Here is a 21,068-nt window from a genome sequence, read left to right on the forward strand (position 1 = left end):
ATGACAATGTGGCATTTATTTTTGCATTCATCCACTTGGCACATTGGTTGTTGTTCTTGTTTCCGTAAGTAAAATGAAAACGAAACGAAAACGATAAAATAAATATAATTATGGGAAAAATTATTGGTATAGACTTGGGAACGACCAACTCTTGCGTCGCAGTAATGGAAGGTAGTGAGCCCGTGGTCATTCAAAACAGTGAAGGTAGAAGGACGACACCTTCTATCGTGGCATTTTTGGACAACGGAAATGGAGAAAGAAAAGTGGGGGATCCCGCCAAGCGGCAGGCCATTACAAACCCGGCGAATACCATTTCTTCTGTAAAACGATTTATGGGGAAAAAATTCACCGAAATTTCGGAAGAGCGGAAGCATGCTTCTTATAAAGTGGATAAGGGTCCGAACGACACCGTGGCTATAAAAATTGGTGATCGGTCCTACACGCCACAGGAACTTTCTGCCATGATTCTTCAGAAAATGAAATCTACGGCAGAAGATTTTCTGGGACAAGAGGTAACCGAAGCGGTGATCACCGTTCCGGCCTATTTCAATGACTCAGAGCGTCAGGCTACCAAGGAAGCCGGTCAGATTGCTGGCTTGGACGTGAAAAGAATCATTAACGAACCAACCGCCGCCGCACTGGCCTACGGTCTGGATAAGAAAAACCAGGACATGAAAATCGCCGTGTATGACCTGGGTGGTGGTACCTTCGATATTTCGGTGTTGGAATTAGGAGATGGTGTGTTTGAGGTGAAATCGACCAACGGAGATGTGCACCTGGGAGGCGATGATTTTGACCAGGTAATTATCAACTGGCTGGCCGATGAATTTAAGGCTGAAGAGGAAATAGACCTAAGGAATGATCCCATGGCGCTTCAGCGATTGAAAGAAGCTGCCGAAAAAGCCAAGATTGAACTCTCCAGTTCTTCCAGCACAGAGGTCAACCTTCCGTATATCACCGCTACGCAGTCCGGACCCAAGCACTTGGTAAAAAACCTTTCCAGGGCGAAGTTCGAACAGCTATCCGATGACCTGGTTCGAAGATCTATGGACCCGGTACGGAAAGCGATCAAGGATGCAGGATTATCACCCTCTGACATCGACGAAGTGATTTTGGTAGGAGGTTCTACTCGAATTCCGAAAATTCAGGAAGAAGTAGAGAAATATTTCGGTAAGAAACCGTCTAAAGGGGTAAACCCGGATGAAGTGGTTGCCATCGGTGCTGCCATTCAAGGAGGTGTTTTAACTGGAGAGGTGAAGGATGTGTTGCTTCTGGACGTTACCCCGCTTTCGTTGGGTATCGAAACCATGGGCGGTGTGTTCACCAAGTTGATTGAATCTAACACGACCATCCCTACCAAAAAGTCGGAGGTTTTCTCTACGGCGGCAGACAACCAGCCAGCAGTGGATATCCACGTGCTTCAGGGAGAAAGGTCCATGGCGAAGGATAATAGAGCCATAGGTAGGTTTCAGTTGACCGACATTCCTCCGGCTCCCAGGGGAGTTCCGCAGATTGAGGTAACCTTTGATATTGATGCCAACGGTATTCTGAATGTGTCTGCTAAGGATAAGGGAACCGGTAAAGAGCAGAAGATCAAGATTGAGGCTTCTTCCGGGCTTTCTCAGGAAGAGATTGACCGAATGAAAAAAGAAGCAGAAGCCAATGCGGCCACTGATAAGGTTGAAAAAGAGAAAATCGATAAGATTAATCAGGCAGATAGCCTAATCTTCCAAACCGAGAAGCAGCTTAAAGAATTCGGAGAGAAACTTTCTGAAGGCAATAAAGCCGCAGTGAATGAAGCACTGGAAAAATTGAAATCAGCACACCAAAGCCAGGATCTTGCGGCAATAGACGCAGGAATGGAAGCGTTAAACACCGCCTGGACTGCCGCGTCTCAGGAGATGTATAACGCATCCGAAGGAGCCCAGGGCGGTGCTGCCCAGGGAGGACCTGAAGATAGTGGATCAGCAGATGCTGCCTCCGGAGATGGGGTGTCTGACGTAGATTACGAAGAAGTGAATGAGGAAGATAAAAAATAATTCCTCTTCAACGTTTACGATTACATGATATAATGGCGTCTTCACCGAGGTGGGGATGCCATTATTTTTAGTCCAAGAAGGACAAGTTAATGTTAGCCTAAATACGTATAAGTATGCAATTGACCTCTGAAAATAAGTTACGGAAAATTATTATTGTGGGGGATCGCTTGTTGATCAAGTTAAAGAAACCGGATCAAAAGACCTCCAGCGGTTTGTACCTGCCACCTGGTGTCCAGGAAAAGGAGAAAGTGCAGCAGGGGTATATTATCAAGGCTGGGCCCGGATATCCCATTCCACTTCCGGTGGAAGAGGATGAGCCATGGAAAGATCACGGAGAGAACGTAAAATACATTCCTCTGCAGGCAAAAGAAGGCGATTTGGCTGTTTTCCTGATGAACGGAGCATTTGAAGTTATGTTTGAAGGAGATAAATATTACATCGTGCCTCAAAATGCCATTCTGATGCTGGAGAGGGAGGAGGACCTGTAACATCTTCCCAGTAATTTGCAAGGAGTCTGAAAGTAAAAAGGCCTGGAAAAAACCAATTATGGTTTCTCCCAGGCCTTCGTTTTTGTCAGGCATTTTATTTGCCTGTCGTCATTAATCTTTTTTCCAGGGCTTGCTATTTTTTGATGTTGGACCTGTTACTTTTTCTCAAATCTGCATTTACCTCCACTACTTCAACTTCACCTGCCTGGTGCTTTTTGTTTTTGTAAGCGGGTTCTTTAAGTTTCTCTTCGTCAATTTTTACCAACAAGGTACCTTTTTCTGGCCTGCTGTTTTCAAGGTTTGTAGTTCTTGGCAGCCGGGCCTTTGAGATCCTGATGAGATTGCGCATTCAATACATTAAAGGCAAGAAAACATGCAGCTAACATAAATGTGAATCTGATCATTATACTATTTCGTTAAGTTTTTAATTATTCTTTACCTATCCATACGTATTGGACGGGGAAGGTCACGTTTTTTCAGGGTAAAAGTGAAGTATTTTTAAAAATTAAAATTATATACTGAAAATAAACTATTTACAGTCAAAAAAGTATTTTTTGTTTTGACCTAAATTTTAGGAAAAAACAAAAAAATCACCTGGGAAGGGTGATTTTTGAAGCGGATTTGAATACACTTCGGTAAAAACGCAAAAAACCGCAGTTTTTTTGAAACACTGCGGTTTTTTGGTGATTTTTAGAAAAAAAAACGAAAAATTAGAAGGAAAAGACGGCTGCAAGGAGAAAAGACGTCAAATTGTTCGAGTTTTCGTAGTCATTGTTCAAAAAGAAGTTTTCTGACATGGAGTCAAGACGAACCTCAGGAATTAGCGTAAGATTGTCCATTACCTTTGCGTTTCCGGAAAGCGTCACTGCAAAGACATTTCCGTCACCCTCATTGTTTAGTCCAACTACGCTATCTAAACCTCCGTTGAAAACGCTGAAATATTCTCCTCTTGCTCCCAATGAAAATGCATCCGAAGTAGCGAGCTGAAGGTATCCGGCAATTCCGTAGAAGCCATAACCATCACCGGTTGCGTCCTGAATGGTGTTCCCACTGAGAACTTGCCCAGGAGAAGTGGTATTATAGGTGGCGTTCAGTCCGGCATATACCGATTCCGTAAGGTCATATCCTGTCGTAAGGTCAATTTGGAAGGTATTTCCCATGGAGCTATTGCCAAAGGAAGAGATGGTGTTCATGTCCAGTTTTCCATCCTGATCTCCATAAAGCAAATTCAAATAAGTTCCTCCGGCATCGGTAGTATAGGCTAGTTGACCACCCAGAGTATAAGACCCAATGGAATTAAATTCTGTAACGTCGGTTGGGTTCATAATGGAAGCCATCAATGACCAGTTATCTGAAAGCTGGAAATCGGCCTTCAAACCAGTATGAGAAAATGGACCATACGAAAACATGTAAGAGGTAGAGTAATTGAAATTTCCAGTAGGCGAAATTACTTCATATCCTAAATAGGTATTGAAATTTCCGATTGTGAAAGTCACGACATCACCCGCATTCCAGTACATGTACAATTGATTTACTATTTGAGAGCTTCCGGCTTCGAAGCCAGCGTATAAAGGAGACCCGAATACGGCATCTTCCCCTCTAGGCCCGAAGACAAGGTCGGCCACAAAACCTACTTTTTCACCTTCATAGGCTGCAATGATATTGGCCATACCTAGTGAAAAACCAGGTAAGTTGGCAAAAGAGGTGGCTGGTGCCTGGAATTCATCTCCTTTGTTCGGAGCGTTTAAGTTAGTTCTGAAATAAGCGTCAACAGAGCCTGAGATGGATAAATTTGAATCTTCTGTCGCATCTTGCGCTTTAACTAAGGTCAGTGTTGATAAAAGAACTAGGACAATTAGTAGTTGGAATTTTTTCATTTTAATTTTGTGAGTTAGTTAATAATAAGTTGACTGATGAGAATCCCTGCCCACAGGTAAAAAGGCTTCAATTTCTTTTGTGGGCAGGGTTCTGCTTTTTTGTTTATTTACTAGGGGTACTATTATTTATTTTATTCGTCATACACTATGGTGTATCCTCTTATTCCATGCTCATGACTATCCAGCCCGGATCGTTCGTGTTCTTCGGATACCCGTATTCCAATCGTAACTTTTAGCACATAGAAGATGATCAATGCGGAAAGAAAAGCTACTCCACCACATATAAGGACACCGACTAATTGGGTTAAAAATGAATGGTCTGGATTGTTGGAGAACAATCCCACGGCTAGCGTACCCCAAACCCCACAGGTAAGGTGAACAGATACAGCTCCCACTACGTCATCTAACCTTAATTTGTCGAGGAGTATAGCGGAAAGCACTACCAGGATGCCAGCAATAAAACCGATAAGCAAGGCGAATATTGGACTTATAACATCTGCTCCGGCGGTAATGCCCACCAAGCCTGCTAATATGCCATTTAGCACCATACCCAGGTCCAATCGTTTAAAAGTGAGGTAGGCGGTAAGAAATCCTCCTAATCCTCCCGCACAAGCTCCCAATGAAGTGGTTACCAAAACCAGAGAGACTAATCCAGGATCTGCTGAAAGCACAGAGCCCCCGTTAAATCCGAACCAACCTAACCATAAAAGGAAAACACCTATCACGGCCAAAGGAACACTAGATCCAGGTTTTTCAATGGTTTTTCCATTAACATATTTTCCGATCCGAGGCCCTACCATGATGACACCAGCCAATGCTCCCCATCCACCTACGGAATGAACAAGCGTGGAACCGGCAAAGTCATAAAATCCCATGGCATCCAATGCGCCTCCTCCCCATTTCCAACTTCCAATGAGCGGATATACAATTCCTACAAAAATGACCGTAAACACCAGGTATGCCCAGAGCTTTACCCTTTCAGCAATCGCTCCTGATACAATGGTAGCGGCCGTAGCTGCAAACATGGCCTGAAATAAGAAGTCCGTCCAGTACGTATATCCAGCATCGGCATATCCCGCAGTGATGTCTGCATCTCCGGGATTAAACCAGAACATGCTCCAGCCAGCTCCATCAAATCCAAACCAACCCGGAACATCGAATCCCGGATACATTAAAAAGAATCCAATCAATGCATAGGACACTATTCCTATAATAGGTGTTACGGTGTTCTTAAAGAGAATATTTACCGTGTTTTTGGCCTGACCAAATCCAGCCTCTACCCCGGCAAAACCTAAATGCATGATAAAGACCAGTGCGGTGGCCAACATCATCCAGACATTATTGGTAGTCAATAAGTTTTGGGTGATAGCACTACCGTAATCCATTCCCTCAGATACCGCATCTGCGTTAACCTGAGTTAAAATTGGGAAAATACCTTCCATAGAATCTAAATTTTAGGGTTAATAATAAGCTACTCTTTCAGCAAATAACAAGAGTATTTTTCAAATCTAAACATAAATTGGTTAAAAAAATAACCAAAAAAATGAAGATCAGCATGAATATGAGTTCTGTAGGGTATAAAATTATCTTAAAATATAAAAAAATATGTTAATAAATTGTTTATCATATGTACGTGATACCTATTAATAATCATTTACAAAAAACTGATTAAATATAAAATAAAGGAAAAATAGTTTGTTTAAAACTATAAAATAAGTAAAAATATGGGTGATATAGTATAATGTAAAATTTTATTTTTAAAATAGGTGGTTGAAAAATGTTTCTGATGTGATTAGTAAGATGTGAATTTTCAAAGATTTATTTTATTTTTCATTTTTATTAAAAAAAAATAAAATTGTTGCTTTTTTTTCATAAAAAATGATTTTGATATACGGTTTTGGTAATTACCTGCATTGAATTAGGTCCGTAAAAATAAATGACCAGTGGCAGAACACTGAAATTTGATTGGAATATTAGTCTTAATGCTTATTTTTTATAGCATTCTCGAAGAACAAGCTTGGTTATGATAATTTTAAGGAGGTTTTCGTCAATTTATGTAAAATCAGGATAAATTGGTTTAAAAACGAACGGGAGTGCGAGTTTCCGTTGTAAAGGTGGTGTTCGATTGAGGTTTCGTTATGGCATGCGGTACTACTTCAGGTACGTTACCCGAACTGTCAATAAGCTTGCTAAATAAATATAAGGGAGTTGGACGACGAAACCTGAATTCGGAATCCAGAAAAAATGGTCCCTTTTGGACTGGGGACCGGTTTCCTGCTGAAATTAAAAAAGAATTCTTTATAAATTATGCTAAAACTGTGGCCACTTCTTTGGCAAAGTAGGTCAAAATGATTTTCGCGCCGGCCCTCTTGATGCTGAGTAGGGATTCCAGCATGGCTCGTTCTCCATCCAGCCAGCCATTGGCTGCCGAAGCCTTGATCATGGCATATTCACCGCTCACATTATAGGCGGCAATGGGTAGGGGGAAACGGTCATGAAGCAGTTTGATGATGTCCAGATAGGCCAGGGCAGGCTTGACCATCAGAAAATCCGCTCCCTCTTCCATATCCAACCGCCCCTCAATCAAAGCCTCCTGGCTGTTGGCAGGATCCATCTGATAGGTTTTTTTATCTCCTGATTTGGGTGCAGAATCCAGGGCATCCCGAAAGGGGTTGTAGAAAGCACTGGCGTATTTGGCCGTGTAGGACATAATCGAGACTTCCTTGTAGCCGTTTTCGTCTAGCAATTTACGAAGATAGCCCACCCTGCCGTCCATCATGTCGGAGGGACCGATGATGTCTGCCCCTGCTTTTGCCTGAGCCAGGGTCATTTTGCCCAGAATTTCCAGCGTCTCATCATTCAGGATTTTACCATTTTCTATCAGTCCGTCGTGCCCGTCGGAATTGTAGGGGTCCATGGCCACATCGGTCATGATGCAGGCCTGGGGAAAGCTCTGCTTGATGGTTCGCAAAGCCTTTAAATAAAAGGTGTCTTCGCGGTAACTCTCCGTGGCAAAGCGATCCTTTTTGTCTTCCGGATAGGCCGGGAAAATATCGAATGCATTGATCCCCAGCCTTAGACAGGAATCAATCTCCTCCAGCATCAGGTCCAGCGAATACCGGTAAATACCCGGCATGGATTTTACTTCTACTTTTTGGTTGATTCCATCGATCAGAAACAATGGAAAAATAAAATCGCTGACGGAGAGCCTGGTTTCCTCTACCAGAGAGCGAATGGCGGCGGATTTTCGGTTTCTTCGGGGTCTTCTAAGCATGGCGAATAAGGTTCTGGAAAGGTGTATACTATAGGAGTAAACTGAAGGTGGGCTAATTGGGCTGGTTTTTCAATCAGGAAAATAAGCCTGAAACCATCTCCAGATTAATGTCCCGGTAATCGTTAATATAGTGATCGCAAGGGGGCAATTCCTCCTTGCTATGGGAAGAAAGCACACCCACCACGCGCATGCCAGCGTTTCGGGCAGCGGATACACCGGAATGAGAATCCTCAAAGACCAGGCATCGGGCCGGGTCTACATTCAGGTTTCTGGCAGAGCTGAGGTACACTTCCGGGTCGGGTTTGTGTTTTGTTACATTTTCGCTGGCCATAACCGACTCCATACTGGGCCCGAAACCCAGATGCCCCATAATTAAATCCAGGTTGGCACGGGGGGCAGAGGTAGCGACTCCGGTACTGTAGCCTTCTTTTTTGAGTGCCTGAAGAAAAGGCAGAAATTCGGGTAGTGTCTCTACCTTATCGGCATAAATTTCCCGAAATAAACCCTCTTTCTCTTGCTCCAGTGTCGTGAACTCAGTCCCAACCACCTCTCTGCCCAGAAAATGAGCAAAGATGTATTTGTTGCTTTTGCCGTACATGTGCCGGGCAAATTCTTCTTCGCTGGGATTCAAACCCCGTTTGCCAAAAAACACGCGAAACGCCTCCGAGTGGAAAGGATTGGTATGACAGATCACACCGTCCATATCGAAAATGATGGCCTGCTCCTTCATTCTACTTCGGTTTTTTCAAATGCCAGTATGGTCTTTTCGATGATATCGCAGCAGCTGTGCAACTCTTCCATGCTCATAACCAGCGGAGGAGCAAAACGAATGATATTGCCGTGTGTGGGTTTGGCCAGTAGGCCGTTGTCTTTTAAAGCAACACAAATGTCCCAGGCCGTGCTGCTGTCCGGGCTGTCATTGATTACGATGGCATTCAGCAAGCCCCAGCCCCGTACCAGTTTTACCCAATGGGATTTCTCGGCAAGCAGTTCCATGCGTTCCCGAAATACCTTTCCTAGCGCTCGGGCGTTTTGGGACAGTTTTTCATCCCGCACGATCTCCAGCGCAGTGATGGCTATTTTGGCACCCAGGGGGTTGCCTCCAAAGGTAGACCCGTGTTGTCCCGGGTGAATGACCTCCATGATGGGATTATTGGCCAAAACGGCTGAAACCGGAAAAAATCCTCCGGAAAGTGCCTTGCCCAGGATCAAAATATCCGGTTCCACATAGGATTCCTGTTTTTCGCAGTGGCCCTCGCAGCTACAGTTGCCACAGACCGCCAGCAGGGACCCCGTTCTTCCGATTCCTGTTTGGATTTCATCTGCCAGTAATAATGTCTGATGTTCCTGACAGAGTTTTTTAGCCTGCATCATGTAGTCTTCATCCGGAGTGTTGACGCCCGCCTCGCCCTGAATGGGTTCGATCAGAAAGGCCACTGTCTCCGGATGGTTAGTCAGGGCTGCTTTCAAAGCAGTCAGATCATTATAGGGGATCCGTATAAACCCAGGGGTATAGGGCCCGAAGTTTTTCCGGGCATTTTCATCATTGGAAAAGGAAATGACGGTGGTGGTTCGGCCGTGGAAGTTGTTCTCTGCCACGATGATTTTTGCCTGCTGCTCGGGTACTCCTTTTTTCTCATAGCCCCATTTTCGGGCGATTTTGATGGCGGTCTCCACTGCCTCTACGCCGGTATTCATGGGCAACACCTTGTCGAAGCCAAAGTATTCGGTAATGTATTTTTCATAGGGCCCCAGCACGTCATTGTGAAATGCCCTGGAGGTAAGGGTCAGGGTACCGGCCTGTGCGATAAGGGCCTCCTTAATACGGGGATGGCAATGCCCCTGATTGACGGCCGAATAGGCCGAAAGAAAGTCAAAATATTTTTTTCCTTCCACGTCCCAAAGGAATACTCCTTCTCCTTTTGTAAGTACAACGGGTAAGGGGTGGTAATTGTGGGCCCCGTGGATATGTTCTAATTGTATCGCTTCCTTGCTTGAACTGATCTCCTGCATCATGGATCTCCTGTTTAATTCTTTTAAATGGTGTTTCGGAGCAATTTCTTTCCGAAAGGGCAAATATAAGAAAAGGGATTCGGAAACCGGAGGCAAAACCAAAAAGTTGGTAGGCAGGGATTTATTTAATAATTATGTTACCTACTTTTGTTATTTAATGAAAACTTCCGATATTTGCAAACCCAATTGAAAAAGTAAAAACAACACGGATACATATATATCATGGCAAAAATTTGTGACATTACTGGAAAAAGGCCTCAGGTAGGAAATAACGTATCACACGCCAATAACAAAACCAAGCGTAGATTTTACCCCAACCTGCACAAGAAGAGCTTTTACATCCCGGAGGAAGATGCCTGGATTACGTTGAAAGTATCCTCTTCTGCTTTGAGGACCATCAATAAAAAAGGAATCAGTGCGGTATTGAAAGAGGCGCAGAAAAAAGGAGAAATCGTCATCAAATAAGGTGTCTACTTCCAACCACACTAAATCATAATACGCAATGGCTAAGAAAGGTAACAGAGTACAGGTAATCCTGGAATGTACGGAACACAAGCAAAGTGGTATGCCCGGTACTTCCCGGTACATCACCACCAAGAATAGAAAAAATACTACCGAGCGCTTGGAATTGAAAAAATTCAATCCCATTTTGAAAAAAGTGACGGTTCATAAAGAAATCAAGTAATCACTTCCTTCGGGATAAAACAGAAATATTATGGCTAAGAAAGTAGTAGCAACACTGAAAAAAGAAGGTGGTGTCTCGTATGCCAAAGTGATCAAAGCGGTTCGGTCCGAGAAGACCGGAGCCTATACCTTCAAGGAGGAAATGGTGCCCAGTCCTTTGGTTCAGGAGACCCTTAAAAAATAAGGATTATCCCGCCATTCACGCATTTATACATCCCTTTCGGTTCTTATCGAAAGGGATTTTTGCGTATATTCGGGTCATAGAAACGTACTTATGGGAATATTTGGTTTTTTTTCTAAAGAGGAAAAAGAGAGTCTGGACAAGGGGCTGGAGAAATCCAGCAATAACCTTTTTTCAAAGCTGGGCAAAGCCATCGTGGGCAAGTCCAAAGTGGATGAGGATATCCTGGATGAGCTGGAAGAGATCCTGATCACCTCCGATGTAGGTGTGGATACCACCATCAAGATCATCCGGCGCATTGAAGAGCGGGTGGCCCGAGACAAATATGTGAATACCGCCGAACTGGACCTACTGTTACGGGAGGAGGTGTCCGGACTTTTGGAGGAGAACAATACCCAGGATCTGGGCGACTTTGACCTTCCGGAAGGCAAAAAGCCCTACGTCATCATGGTAGTAGGGGTCAACGGGGTGGGCAAGACGACGACGATCGGAAAACTGGCCCACCAATTCAAGCAGGCCGGAAAGTCAGTGGTGCTGGGAGCGGCGGATACCTTCCGGGCAGCTGCCGTGGACCAGCTTATCCTCTGGGGGGAACGGGTGGACGTGCCGGTTATCTCCCATGGCATGAACACCGACCCTGCTTCGGTAGCCTTTGACACGGTAAAAAAGGCCGTGGAAATGAAGGCGGATGTGGTGATTGTGGATACGGCGGGCCGGCTACATACCAAGGTCAACCTGATGAACGAACTGACCAAGATCAAGCGGGTGATGCAAAAATTCATCCCTGAGGCGCCGCATGAGATTTTGCTGGTATTGGATGGCTCTACCGGTCAGAATGCCTTTATTCAGGCCAAGGAATTTACCAAAGCGACCGAGATCAGCGCCCTGGCCATCACCAAACTGGACGGGACGGCCAAAGGAGGTGTGGTCATCGGCATTTCGGATCAATTCAAGATTCCGGTAAAGTATATTGGGGTGGGAGAGAAGATGACGGATTTGCAGGTCTTTGACCGCCGGGAATTTGTGGATTCGCTTTTTAAGAAAAAGTGAGGTTAGGGAAAAGAACAAAACCTTTGAGGTCCCAAAGACCTCAAAGGTTTCGGGCATTGACCTTTGGGGTTTCCCCAACCCCGAAGGTCTTTTCTGGAACGTGTACGTTTAAAACCTTTGAGGTCCCAAAGACCTCAAAGGTTTCGGGTATTGACCATTGGGGTTTCTTCAACCCCGAAGGTCTTTCTTGGAACGTGTACGTTTGAAACCTTCGAGGTCTCAAAGACCTCAAAGGTTTAAGACTATTGACCTTTGGGGTTTTCCCAACCCCGAAGGTCTGACTCGGAGCGTTCACGAAAAAACCATCGAGGTCTCAAAGACCTCAAAGGTTATTGCTGTCTCTTTTATCATACAGCAGCCCAGCTTCCTGCAGGGACTGGTAAACGCCGATTTTTTCCTGATTATCCTCAAGTAAAAAGGAGCGGATAAGCTCCCGTTGCAATCCGGTAGCCCTCAATTTCCCCAAAGCATGTCCATCCCGGAGCAGCATCAGGCTGGACTGGGGGTAGAACTCCGCCAATACATCGTATTGCGGCCTTTGATTTGCACCAGGTTAAATTCATCCGCCAGTTCCCGGAGCTCCATGCCTTGCTGAAAATAGCTGTCCAGTGGATCCTCCAGAAGCAGGATGGTTTCTTTTTGTTCCTCGTAGGGTTGGAAGAGGGTATAACTGATTTCTATTTGCTTGCCGCGGGGATCCCGGTGGTCCAGGGGCACGGATATAAACCTACTGGTATCAGAAGGCGACAGGATAAAACATGAGAATACACTTAGTATTTGTAGAAAGGCTATCAAAACAGCGTTTGATTTACGTTTACAATCGGAGGCCTAAAGAATTTCTCCTTAAACTCAGCTAGGGAAGGGGTCCAGTAGGTGAAAATAGCTTGTTTAAAAATCTAATCCAATTATGAATATAGTCTGTATCGTTAAAGGATGTGAAATAGTGCCTTTTTTGTTAGTCGAACGAAGGTAAATCAAAAACAGCAATTCCAGGATCTTCATCTGTGGTGATACCATACAATTTGCCGGCCTGCTCATTTACGGCAAGGGCCCGGATGCTCGTATCCAGTTTTAATTCACAGATAATAGTGCCCTGTAGATCAAATACGTAGATTTCAGTAGCATATTCGCTGCCTTCACGTACTTCCCTGAATGTTCTGCCACAATAGAGGCCATAAATGTAATCATCACTTACCTCTACGGCTGCATAAGCCATGGGTTCGTTGATGTCTACGATGACACCATTGGATTTACCGCCGGAAGTCGCTGCTGTAAACTCAGGAATAAAATTATATGGACCATCTACCAGATATATTTGTTCCGATTTCTTATCTAAAATTTCCAGGCGGTCCCGGTATGCACTGGCATATGCGTAGGTTTGGTTACGTTGATTTCCCTGAAAATAGCCTAGGTGCAGATCGGCCATCATGTAATTAGTAAAATCTTTTCGAACCAAAATGTCTTTCCATTTGCCATAATTTTTAATTCGCTGCCCATCCAAACTAAATTCTACGAATCGAAAGGGATCGTTGACCATTCGGCACATCACCGTGCTATCGGAAGAAAACTTCATCGCCATTGCCATAAAAAAATCTCCCTCTTGTTTGATTTGATTGGAAGAAAGGGAGGCCGTGTCTTCCAGACTGAATTCGGAAAACCGCTTCTCCATGGCACTGTACACCCAAAATGTATTTTCATTTGAACCTGCATCCATTCCGGCAACATCTGAAAGTTCTCCTGGACCAAATCCGATCACTCCTTTAGCGCCCAGGTAATCCATTTTTTGGCTGTGAATAAGGTGAATGGGAGGGAATTCGTCATAGGTTCTTCTGCTCTCTCCTACAATTAACAATTCATTATTCGTGAACAGGGTATAAGGCATTTTTAGTTCAGGATAATATATTTTTTTACCCTGAAGGGAGATCGACTCTGGCAGCGTTTCGAAGGTGAAGGTTTTTTCGTTTTTAGCCCGCTTTGTATTTGGTGCGCAAGAAAAAATGAATGTAGATGCGGTAAAAGGAATCGCTAGTAATAATGACAAGCCTCGAAGATAGATCATTGTTTTTTGGGGTGGGTTTGGCTTTAAATTAATATAAATAATATAGAAAAATAACATCTGTTATTCAGGGCTTCTAAATTTCATTTACAATTTACTCATCCCCAAACGGACAAATCCCATTTCATCATTCCCATTCTCATAAATCCAAATTTTCCCACCGTTCGCAAAATGTTTACCCGGCTTTTTGTTCATTTGGGGGGGGCTTAAGTCGTTTAATAGTATCATCTTTTATCACTCCATTTTTTTAAGCTCTAAATTGTATAGCATGAAATAGTCTTTTTCTGTATTGGGGTCTTCCTTTCCTACCATCCATAGCCCGCCATTGCGGAGTAGCATTTCCTCAGCCACTAGTCCCTTTGGAACAAAATCGTTTAACCGAATACCCAATGAATCAAAAATGGCAATTCTATTTGGGTATTTTTCTTGCATGCGCTCTCGAAAAAACGTTGCCTCTTCTGGTGATTTATTCATTAACGCCTGTTCAATATCCACTCTATTAAATCCTGGAAAATAAGAAATAATATAATATCCATCGATAATATTAATGGCCTCTATTCTGCCGGTTCTATTACGTAAATGCATGAAGTTAGCGACGGAAGAATAGTCATTTCCACCTTTAAAATAGCGATATTCCTCAAGATCAAGTGGAATTTTCTTTACCAGGGCGTAGGGAGCTACGCTTTTAAAAGCATAAATAACGGGTTCTATGCCAAATGCTACATATATTAGATCTTCTGAAATCGTGAAAATTGGTTTCCAGGAATGAGCAAAGAAATATTTTCCGTTTCGAAAGATACTGGTCTCTGGAATCTTAAGAAACGGTTCCCTCTCTCCTGTTTCAGGGTCAAGCCAAGAGAGCAAATATAAATCCTTATAATGATCACTGTCACGTACGTTTACGCCGCGATAGTCCTGTTCCTCAAAAATATAACGATCCCCAATTTTTTCCATCCCAAACTGCATAGCAAGTTGTTTGAATATGGGAGGTTGAAAATCTTGGTGATCTACCTGAGATAAAAGCTTTCCTGAAAAATCATATCTTAAAAACCCATTGGATCCATAGGCAATAAATGAGCTGTCGCTTTCAATTTTAAGGGTAGAAATAAGGCCACCGTAGCTATCAGGAACATCCCCGGATTTTAAATAGGAATGTAAGATGTTCCCATCAAAATCCGCTACCAGGATTTTTGCCAAGAACTCCTTTTGTTCCATAAAGACTACCGTTTCAGATAATGGGTCAATATCATGTACAATAGGAGTACCTAAATAGTAAATCTGTATGCTGTCCAACTTTTGGAGTGAAACGGTATTAACCGCTTTTTCGGATGCTGTATGTTCTTTTTTTTCACAGGAACTTAAAAATGTGAGTATGGTAAAAAGGAAGATCAAATTCTTCATATACATTTTAGCCGTTGAATTTGGTATAATTTATCTTAGTTAACTCAATTTAACAAATAGATATGTGGTTGTCAATCGGAAAACCTAATTTAAATTCGAGTTTTTATTTTATTATTGGCTCTTACTTACGTAGTGTCAGTACCCATGCTATTAAATAGTTGTAAAGTAGAGGAGCTTTATGAAATGATAAAGAGGTTTTTAGAAATTTGGAAAAAAGTTCCCCGTTTCGGAGCATCATGCTTTTGGTCTCTACAATAAACTAAAGATTCGCATTTACTCAATATATTGAGTAAAATAATTATGGCATACCAAAGAACAGAAAAAACAGGAAAGCTATCCGGCTTGGGGGCTTTTGACAAAAAATTCAAACCTGAAAAATCCCTGCTGATAGGGGAAGCTGGCGTTCATTGGCAAGAATTTTTGCAAACGAATGTGTTGGATTTGTTTTAAATGGCAGACCTTGTGGCTTTCATTTATTGGTTTACCTGGGATAAAATTATTTTATAAATAGCAGAATATCAATCATTAAAGGTGTCATTTTATAATTTACTCAATATAATGAGTAAAATTACTCAACAGAAAGTCATAAGTTTCATTGAAAACCTAAAAATGGCATTTCGGTTTGAGAAAAACACTTGGATGGAATTAATCCATTGATTGAATGTATTTCCTGCAGGGAGATATAGATCCGGTACACCACCACAAAGTGCCTTTTATCCCAATGGGCGATCAGGGGAAACTGTGCCTGTTTCAGCCGGTTAAAGTCATCTGTCTATGCTTTTTAGCTTGTTACTGCCCAATCTAATGGATAAAATCAAAAAATATAAGTGAATAAGTGTATTTCCCTTGAACTGCCCCATTTTTCCCGTGAACGGGCGGTATATTTTTTTCTATATCGGATGTGGGGTTTGCCAAACATATTTCGCCCCGGCAGGGCTTGGGTTCCCGTTTCGGGTTTAGACACAGGGCTGCACCCTGTGTTTGGGTATTGCGCACTTTCAGTGCTTGAGATTCTGTTCGTTTTCCAGTCATCCACGCCCTGAAATGGGGAGAAACCTCAGCTTGCATTAAAATAATTAAAGATATAATTCAAATAGGGGTAATTATCTTCCCCGTAAATGGGCGGTTTTATGCCCTGAAAGAAATGATTGTCCGGAATGGTGTGATGATTCGATGATGTGATGGTTTGATGATTATCTTAACTTAACAATTCCAATTTCGGGATTTTCTTCCTCAGTGGATAGGTCGCTAAATGCTTTCTTTTTGGTATAATAAAAGAGATCCGCATCCAAATCCAACGGTCTCAAAAACACAGGATCGCCATCAGCATCGGTCAATCCCTTGCTAAGGTTGTATCCTATTTTGTTTTTCTTGTCATACAGAAACATGAATGGTTCCCAATCTTGGGCATATTCTAAAATATAATATGAAGAACTGTTCACAACGTTATACAGCAAAAGCGTTTGGTAACCCTGCTCATTCAGGGATTGGGCCCGTTCAAAATGGAACTTAATAGCTGGTTTTATCATCCCATCTGATAACTGGTACAAAGTGTCCCGGAGCGTATTTTCCGGTGTAAGAACCGGCATGAACAAAAATATTCCTTCTCCAGTATCTGACAACCAATACCTAAACCAATAGCCTCCTATTTGTATTTTGTCCAAAATCACCCTCCTAAAGGGAATGGTATCTGAAATCTCGAAAGTATTACCCAGCTTGTAGAGGTTGGTCTGATTAGCAGTTTTATCCCCAACCTTTATCCCTATCTCCTCAGAAACTATCCATAGGTCTCCATCCAAAACTTTCAAATACCCTATAGGATAGCCCAATTTTCTTTCTTCGACAAGCCCTAAGTCAGCTCCAAAAACCAAAAGCTTATTGTATGATGAAACATAGATTAGACCTGAAGCAGAATCGATATCCATAGAAGTAACCAGTTTATACTCTCCTGGACCCTCGCCTTCCTCACCCAAAAATTGAATAAAATTTCCTTCCAAATCAAAAATTGAAACCTTTTTTTTATCAGAGACAAATAACCTGTCTTTATATAATTTAACATCAACAATATTTCCAAGAAAAACGCCATCTTTTGTCTCTAATTTTATCTTCTTATCTGTGATGGCTAGTTCAGAAAGGAGAACAGGTTCATCTATTTTATTTGGGACATGTATCGATGTAAGGTCCGTTTTTGGGGTTTTACTACAACCAAATATCAAAAAAGGGGAAGCAACGAATAATAGAAAAACACGAATAGAATTTTTACCTAACATAGCGTTGTAAAGTTTTAAATAATGGAGGATCAACAGACCCTCCATTTCATTAGTCAATAGTTCGCAACACAAATTGTACTGTTAATCTTGTCCGCTACAATGGCTACCTACTTCACAAATTTTGGTTGGATCCCCGGAGCAATCCCAAAGGGAAAAAGGTTCACCACCATCACAGGTGCATACCCATTGGCAGTTCGTACTACCTCCAGATCCCCAATAAATGGTCCCCATCTGACTTCGTTGTAGCACATCCGTTGCTGCCAGCTTTAATTTTTAAACACACAAAATATTTTTGAAGCCTTCTACTTTTCATTTTTGCTTCAATTCAAAAATTGAATAGTTGGAATGCTCAGGCTCTTTTGCTCCTTTAAATTTGTCCCGCAGCATGATGCGATTTCCAGGTAATTTGATGAATTCCAAATGGGGTTCACAGATCATAGGAAACTCCATCTCTTGCTGAAAACCAGCTTCCAACAGGATCAAACTGTACAAAGAAGGGTCGTGGAGAGGGAAACCTGAATTATTGATTTTTCGAGCCTCGGTGGCCGCCTCAGAAAGACCCTTATAATAAAGTACAGCAAACTTCTCATCCCCAAAGTTGAAAAGACCTGTATTCTTTGATTTATTGGAATGAAGGAAGCTCTCGTGATCAAATTTTATTTTTTTCTGTAACTTAAAATCTTCAGCTATATCATACACACCAATTTCCTTTGATCGTTCAAAAGTAAGGTAGAGAAGGTTTGCTTCCTTATCCAATGAGAATACCTGTGTAGGTTTAGTTTTCCCACTCTCTTCGTTTGATTCAAATTCCGGTAGCAATTCGGTTTCAAATGGTAGCTTCCATTCAATACTTTTTTTAGTTGGGTTATACTGCTCAATAAGATAGTCTGGACTGATTTCTTTGGCATTGCTACCAACAAAAGTATTTATTCCTGAGAAAAAACTAGTAAAAAAATAATTCTCTGAAGTGTCCGAAAGTGAATAATAGGGTATGGCGACTTTTGGACCTGAATAAAATCTTAATTGAACATAAGAAGTAAAACGGATTCTTTCTTCAACTTCCCATTTTTCATTGTAACGAAGGAATTCAATTGAACTAAGCATAAAATACCCCCCGTCTTCATCGTTAAAGGAGGCAGCTATTAGGCTTGAATTATACTCATTCGGACCTTCTCCCTCCCGGTAAACCGATTCCAGTATCTGTCCTTGATCATTAAAAACCAAAAACTCTTGCGTGATTTGGTCAAAGGCCAGGAAGCGATTGTTCACAGGGCTATAATCCAATACCCTGATGATGTTTCCCCGGTCTATTTGGATGGAATCTACCTTTTCCAGATAATAGGTGGGTGCAATTTGGTTTTGAGACCTGGTATTATTTTCTCTACCGCATGAAAACCATAATAAGAGTAACAATATGTATTGTGTTTTTATTTCTTTGACTTCTTTAACCATCTTGAAGGTTTTTTTGCCGCTATTTCGTTATTGGCTTTGATGATTTAAACCCAATTGAAGAGCAATTTAATCTGAAAAATGAAATCATTTCTAAAAGCATCGATACTAACTTACAAAATAAGATAGTATCGATGGATGATTTAGCAACCTGCCTGGGTGCATTGGTCTATCCCGCCATTATTTATACAACCACCGCTTGAGGATGAAGGACATGGTCCAGTTCTATCATTTATTTCAGTTCCATCAATACAGGTTAATGAGTGGTAGCAAGAACCTCCTGAACCTCCATAAATAGTAGCCAATTGGCCACGTTGCAGCACATCCTCTGCCGCCAGCTTTAATTTTTCTAAATTCAACTTTTTCATTTCTCTTTTGATTAAGAAAGTTTATTGTTCTCCCGGACCAAATAAGGACACCCGGGATTTGTGCCCATTTATCGCAATAGAATATCTTTATATGCCTATTTTTAAGCATTATTTCTTTGATGTCTGCGATTCAGTATTCCTTTGGTAAAGCGAATTTTCGCTATTCAGGAATCTTCCCGGAGCAGTGGAAACAATTATTCATGCGATTCAAACAGCTTAATGGTAGGTAGATTACCAGAAAAGTAGGAATCTATATATGTTTTTGCTCTTATTACTTCCCAATCTAATGGATAAAATCAAAAAATAGAATTGAATAATTGTATTTCCCGTGAACTGGCCTGTTTTTCCCGTGAACGGGCGGCATATTCTTTTCTGTCGATGTGTGCCAAACATATTTCGCCCTTACAGGGCTGGGGTTTAGGTTTCGGGTTTAGACACAGGGCTGCACCCTGTGCTTTGGTATTGTGCACCTTCAGTGCTCGGGATTCCGTTCGGTTTTCATTCATCCAAGCCCTGAAAGGGCGGGATACCTCAGCGATGGGTGTAGCCCATCGATATGGGAATCCCCGATTGCTCTGAGCCCTGTATGGGCGGCATATTTTTTTCTATGGACTGATGAGCGGTTTGGCAAATATATTTCGCCCTTACAGGGCTGGGGTTTAGATTTTGGGTTTAAACACAGGGCTGCACCCTGTGCTTTGGTATTAAGCACCTTCAGTGCTTGGGATTCCGTTCGGTTTTCATTCATCGAAGGCTTGAAATGAGGAGAAGCCTTAGCCTAAATTGGAATAATTAGCGATACACTTCATATAGGATTAATTATATTCCCCGTGAACTGGCAGTTTTATCCCGTGAACGGGCGGCATATTCTTTTCTGTCGATGTGTGCCAAACATATTTCGCCCTTTCAGGGCTGGGGTTTAGGTTTCGGGTTTAGACACAGGGCTACACCCTGTGTTTGGGTATTGCGCACCTTCAGTGCTTGGGTTTGAATAACTGGATAGCAAATGCTGTCTTTCGTTTCTTTGATACGCAGGTATGGCAAAAAAATAACATATTGTTCCAATACAAGCGCTTGAGGGATCTTGGATGATATTGTAATCAGGACATAATACATTGTTCTTTTTGATTCACCCTATAATAGCTTAGGTGTTGTTCTACTGTAGTCCGAAATACTGGCTTCGTATATGATACTGTTTTAGTATTCTTTTTTGTGCCTGGGAATCCCAAGTCAGAGACCAAACTATAATCCTCCAAAAACATGATCCAGCTCCAGCTCAAATCCAGGCACGGCTTCAGAAATTACCCTGTCACCCAAGGTGAATAAACGGGAGGCGCGATATTTCCGCTTATTAAGGGAATAGACAAGTAGCGTTCGCTCATCCGGATGGATGACCCAGTATTCTTTCACTCCCGAAGCCTCATATACATCGTATTTCAACTTCAAGTCTTTTCGATTATTGCCGGGAGAAAGTATTTCTATGATCAAGTCTGGTGCACCAAGACAGCCACGTTCGTCTATCTTCCCTGCATCACATACGACACATAAGTCCGGTTGGACAACCGTATCGATATCTTCATTCTTTTTTGAAGCCACTGGCAGTCGTACATCAAAAGGTGCTGAGAATACTTCACAAGGCTTACCCTTTAGAAAATCGTACAGCGAGTAGAAAATTTTTCCGGAAATCCGTTGGTGTATCACTCCTGGTGCGGCTGCCTGTCGAAACACCTTTCCACGGATCAGTTCTACCATTTCATCTATCTCCCAGGTAAGATAATCCGCATACGTATAGGAGCCGTAAGCAAAGTCAGGTTCTTTGGCTATGTTTTTTTCAGGTTGCGTTTCCATAGGGCTAACAAAACACGTCAATGATTGATAAAAATAATAAAAACCAATCAATTCTGCGAGAAATACCTAT

General features: G+C 42.3%; 22 protein-coding genes. 7 read left to right on the forward strand and 15 right to left on the reverse strand.

All coding sequences use genetic code 11. The annotated features are described in order from the left end of the window. Positions 1-110: 110 nt before the first annotated feature. Both dnaK and GJS45_RS11140 read left to right on the forward strand, forming a co-directional pair. Positions 111-2,039, forward strand: a complete 1,929-nt coding sequence (dnaK, locus tag GJS45_RS11135; RefSeq protein WP_162341890.1) for a molecular chaperone DnaK — start codon at positions 111-113, stop codon at positions 2,037-2,039. A 113-nt stretch (positions 2,040-2,152) separates the two neighbouring features. Then, the gene (locus GJS45_RS11140; protein ID WP_162341892.1) at positions 2,153-2,527 is read left to right on the forward strand and encodes a co-chaperone GroES; all 375 of its coding nucleotides are present in this window, start codon (positions 2,153-2,155) and stop codon (positions 2,525-2,527) included. Between the two features lie 133 nt (positions 2,528-2,660). On the opposite strand, the gene GJS45_RS11145 is transcribed toward GJS45_RS11140, so the two are convergent. From GJS45_RS11145 to rocD, 6 genes are all read right to left on the reverse strand, one after another. After that, positions 2,661-2,876 carry a hypothetical protein gene (locus GJS45_RS11145; RefSeq protein WP_162341894.1) on the reverse strand — a complete coding sequence of 72 codons (216 nt, stop codon included), beginning with the start codon at positions 2,874-2,876 and terminating at the stop codon, positions 2,661-2,663. 361 nt (positions 2,877-3,237) lie between these two features. After that, the gene (locus tag GJS45_RS11150) at positions 3,238-4,404 is read right to left on the reverse strand and encodes a porin (protein WP_162341896.1); all 1,167 of its coding nucleotides are present in this window, start codon (positions 4,402-4,404) and stop codon (positions 3,238-3,240) included. Between the two features lie 131 nt (positions 4,405-4,535). Further along, on the reverse strand, positions 4,536-5,789 hold the full coding sequence (locus GJS45_RS11155; protein WP_235954719.1) for an ammonium transporter: 1,254 nt from the start codon (positions 5,787-5,789) through the stop codon (positions 4,536-4,538). Positions 5,790-6,709: 920 nt separating this feature from the next. Then, on the reverse strand, positions 6,710-7,678 hold the full coding sequence (gene hemB, locus GJS45_RS11160; RefSeq protein ID WP_162341900.1) for a porphobilinogen synthase: 969 nt from the start codon (positions 7,676-7,678) through the stop codon (positions 6,710-6,712). A gap of 73 nt (positions 7,679-7,751) precedes the next feature. Continuing rightward, positions 7,752-8,408 carry an HAD family hydrolase gene (locus GJS45_RS11165; RefSeq protein WP_162341902.1) on the reverse strand — a complete coding sequence of 219 codons (657 nt, stop codon included), beginning with the start codon at positions 8,406-8,408 and terminating at the stop codon, positions 7,752-7,754. After that, positions 8,405-9,694 (reverse strand): ornithine--oxo-acid transaminase, encoded by a 1,290-nt coding sequence (gene rocD, locus GJS45_RS11170; protein WP_317165101.1) that lies wholly within the window; start codon positions 9,692-9,694, stop codon positions 8,405-8,407. Before rocD ends, GJS45_RS11165 begins: the two co-directional genes overlap by 4 nt. 219 nt (positions 9,695-9,913) lie before the next feature. On the opposite strand from rocD, the gene rpmB reads away from it, so the two are divergent. From rpmB to ftsY, 4 genes are all read left to right on the forward strand, one after another. After that, positions 9,914-10,156, forward strand: coding sequence for a 50S ribosomal protein L28 (gene rpmB / locus GJS45_RS11175; RefSeq protein WP_162341904.1), 243 nt, complete (start codon positions 9,914-9,916; stop codon positions 10,154-10,156). Positions 10,157-10,193: 37 nt separating this feature from the next. Further along, positions 10,194-10,376 carry a 50S ribosomal protein L33 gene (rpmG, locus tag GJS45_RS11180; RefSeq protein ID WP_092174477.1) on the forward strand — a complete coding sequence of 61 codons (183 nt, stop codon included), beginning with the start codon at positions 10,194-10,196 and terminating at the stop codon, positions 10,374-10,376. A 30-nt stretch (positions 10,377-10,406) separates the two neighbouring features. Further along, complete coding sequence (locus GJS45_RS11185; protein ID WP_162341906.1) at positions 10,407-10,559, forward strand: DUF4295 domain-containing protein; 153 nt, start codon at positions 10,407-10,409, stop codon at positions 10,557-10,559. A gap of 90 nt (positions 10,560-10,649) precedes the next feature. Then, the gene (ftsY, locus tag GJS45_RS11190; RefSeq protein WP_162341908.1) at positions 10,650-11,606 is read left to right on the forward strand and encodes a signal recognition particle-docking protein FtsY; all 957 of its coding nucleotides are present in this window, start codon (positions 10,650-10,652) and stop codon (positions 11,604-11,606) included. Positions 11,607-11,928: 322 nt separating this feature from the next. On the opposite strand, the gene GJS45_RS11195 is transcribed toward ftsY, so the two are convergent. The 4 genes from GJS45_RS11195 to GJS45_RS11210 form a co-directional block, all read right to left on the reverse strand. Next, complete coding sequence (locus GJS45_RS11195; protein WP_162341910.1) at positions 11,929-12,126, reverse strand: hypothetical protein; 198 nt, start codon at positions 12,124-12,126, stop codon at positions 11,929-11,931. Then, the gene (locus GJS45_RS11200) at positions 12,096-12,401 is read right to left on the reverse strand and encodes a hypothetical protein (RefSeq protein ID WP_162341912.1); all 306 of its coding nucleotides are present in this window, start codon (positions 12,399-12,401) and stop codon (positions 12,096-12,098) included. The genes GJS45_RS11195 and GJS45_RS11200 overlap by 31 nt, the downstream gene beginning before the upstream one ends. Positions 12,402-12,561: 160 nt before the next feature. Beyond that, the gene (locus GJS45_RS11205; protein WP_262887937.1) at positions 12,562-13,647 is read right to left on the reverse strand and encodes a TolB-like 6-bladed beta-propeller domain-containing protein; all 1,086 of its coding nucleotides are present in this window, start codon (positions 13,645-13,647) and stop codon (positions 12,562-12,564) included. 249 nt (positions 13,648-13,896) lie between these two features. Continuing rightward, entirely contained in the window at positions 13,897-15,063 is a 1,167-nt protein-coding gene (locus GJS45_RS11210) for a hypothetical protein (protein WP_162341916.1), read from the reverse strand. A gap of 300 nt (positions 15,064-15,363) precedes the next feature. Here GJS45_RS11210 and GJS45_RS11215 point away from each other — a divergent pair, with 300 nt between their 5' ends. Next, positions 15,364-15,513 carry a hypothetical protein gene (locus tag GJS45_RS11215; protein ID WP_162341918.1) on the forward strand — a complete coding sequence of 50 codons (150 nt, stop codon included), beginning with the start codon at positions 15,364-15,366 and terminating at the stop codon, positions 15,511-15,513. A gap of 142 nt (positions 15,514-15,655) precedes the next feature. Here GJS45_RS11215 and GJS45_RS11220 read toward each other — a convergent pair whose 3' ends face one another. From GJS45_RS11220 to GJS45_RS11240, 5 genes are all read right to left on the reverse strand, one after another. Next, positions 15,656-15,817, reverse strand: coding sequence for a cysteine peptidase family C39 domain-containing protein (locus tag GJS45_RS11220; protein WP_162341951.1), 162 nt, complete (start codon positions 15,815-15,817; stop codon positions 15,656-15,658). 439 nt (positions 15,818-16,256) lie between these two features. Beyond that, on the reverse strand, positions 16,257-17,333 hold the full coding sequence (locus GJS45_RS11225; RefSeq protein ID WP_162341919.1) for a 6-bladed beta-propeller: 1,077 nt from the start codon (positions 17,331-17,333) through the stop codon (positions 16,257-16,259). Between the two features lie 309 nt (positions 17,334-17,642). Further along, complete coding sequence (locus GJS45_RS11230; protein WP_162341920.1) at positions 17,643-18,785, reverse strand: hypothetical protein; 1,143 nt, start codon at positions 18,783-18,785, stop codon at positions 17,643-17,645. A 140-nt stretch (positions 18,786-18,925) separates the two neighbouring features. Continuing rightward, the gene (locus GJS45_RS11235; RefSeq protein ID WP_162341921.1) at positions 18,926-19,150 is read right to left on the reverse strand and encodes a hypothetical protein; all 225 of its coding nucleotides are present in this window, start codon (positions 19,148-19,150) and stop codon (positions 18,926-18,928) included. 1,242 nt (positions 19,151-20,392) lie between these two features. Beyond that, positions 20,393-20,998: a Uma2 family endonuclease gene (locus tag GJS45_RS11240; protein ID WP_162341922.1), complete on the reverse strand. Its 606-nt coding sequence runs from the start codon at positions 20,996-20,998 to the stop codon at positions 20,393-20,395. Positions 20,999-21,068: the final 70 nt, after the last annotated feature.

Origin of the sequence: Cyclobacterium salsum, from assembly GCF_010119245.1 — a bacterium.
Classification (GTDB): domain Bacteria; phylum Bacteroidota; class Bacteroidia; order Cytophagales; family Cyclobacteriaceae; genus Cyclobacterium; species Cyclobacterium salsum.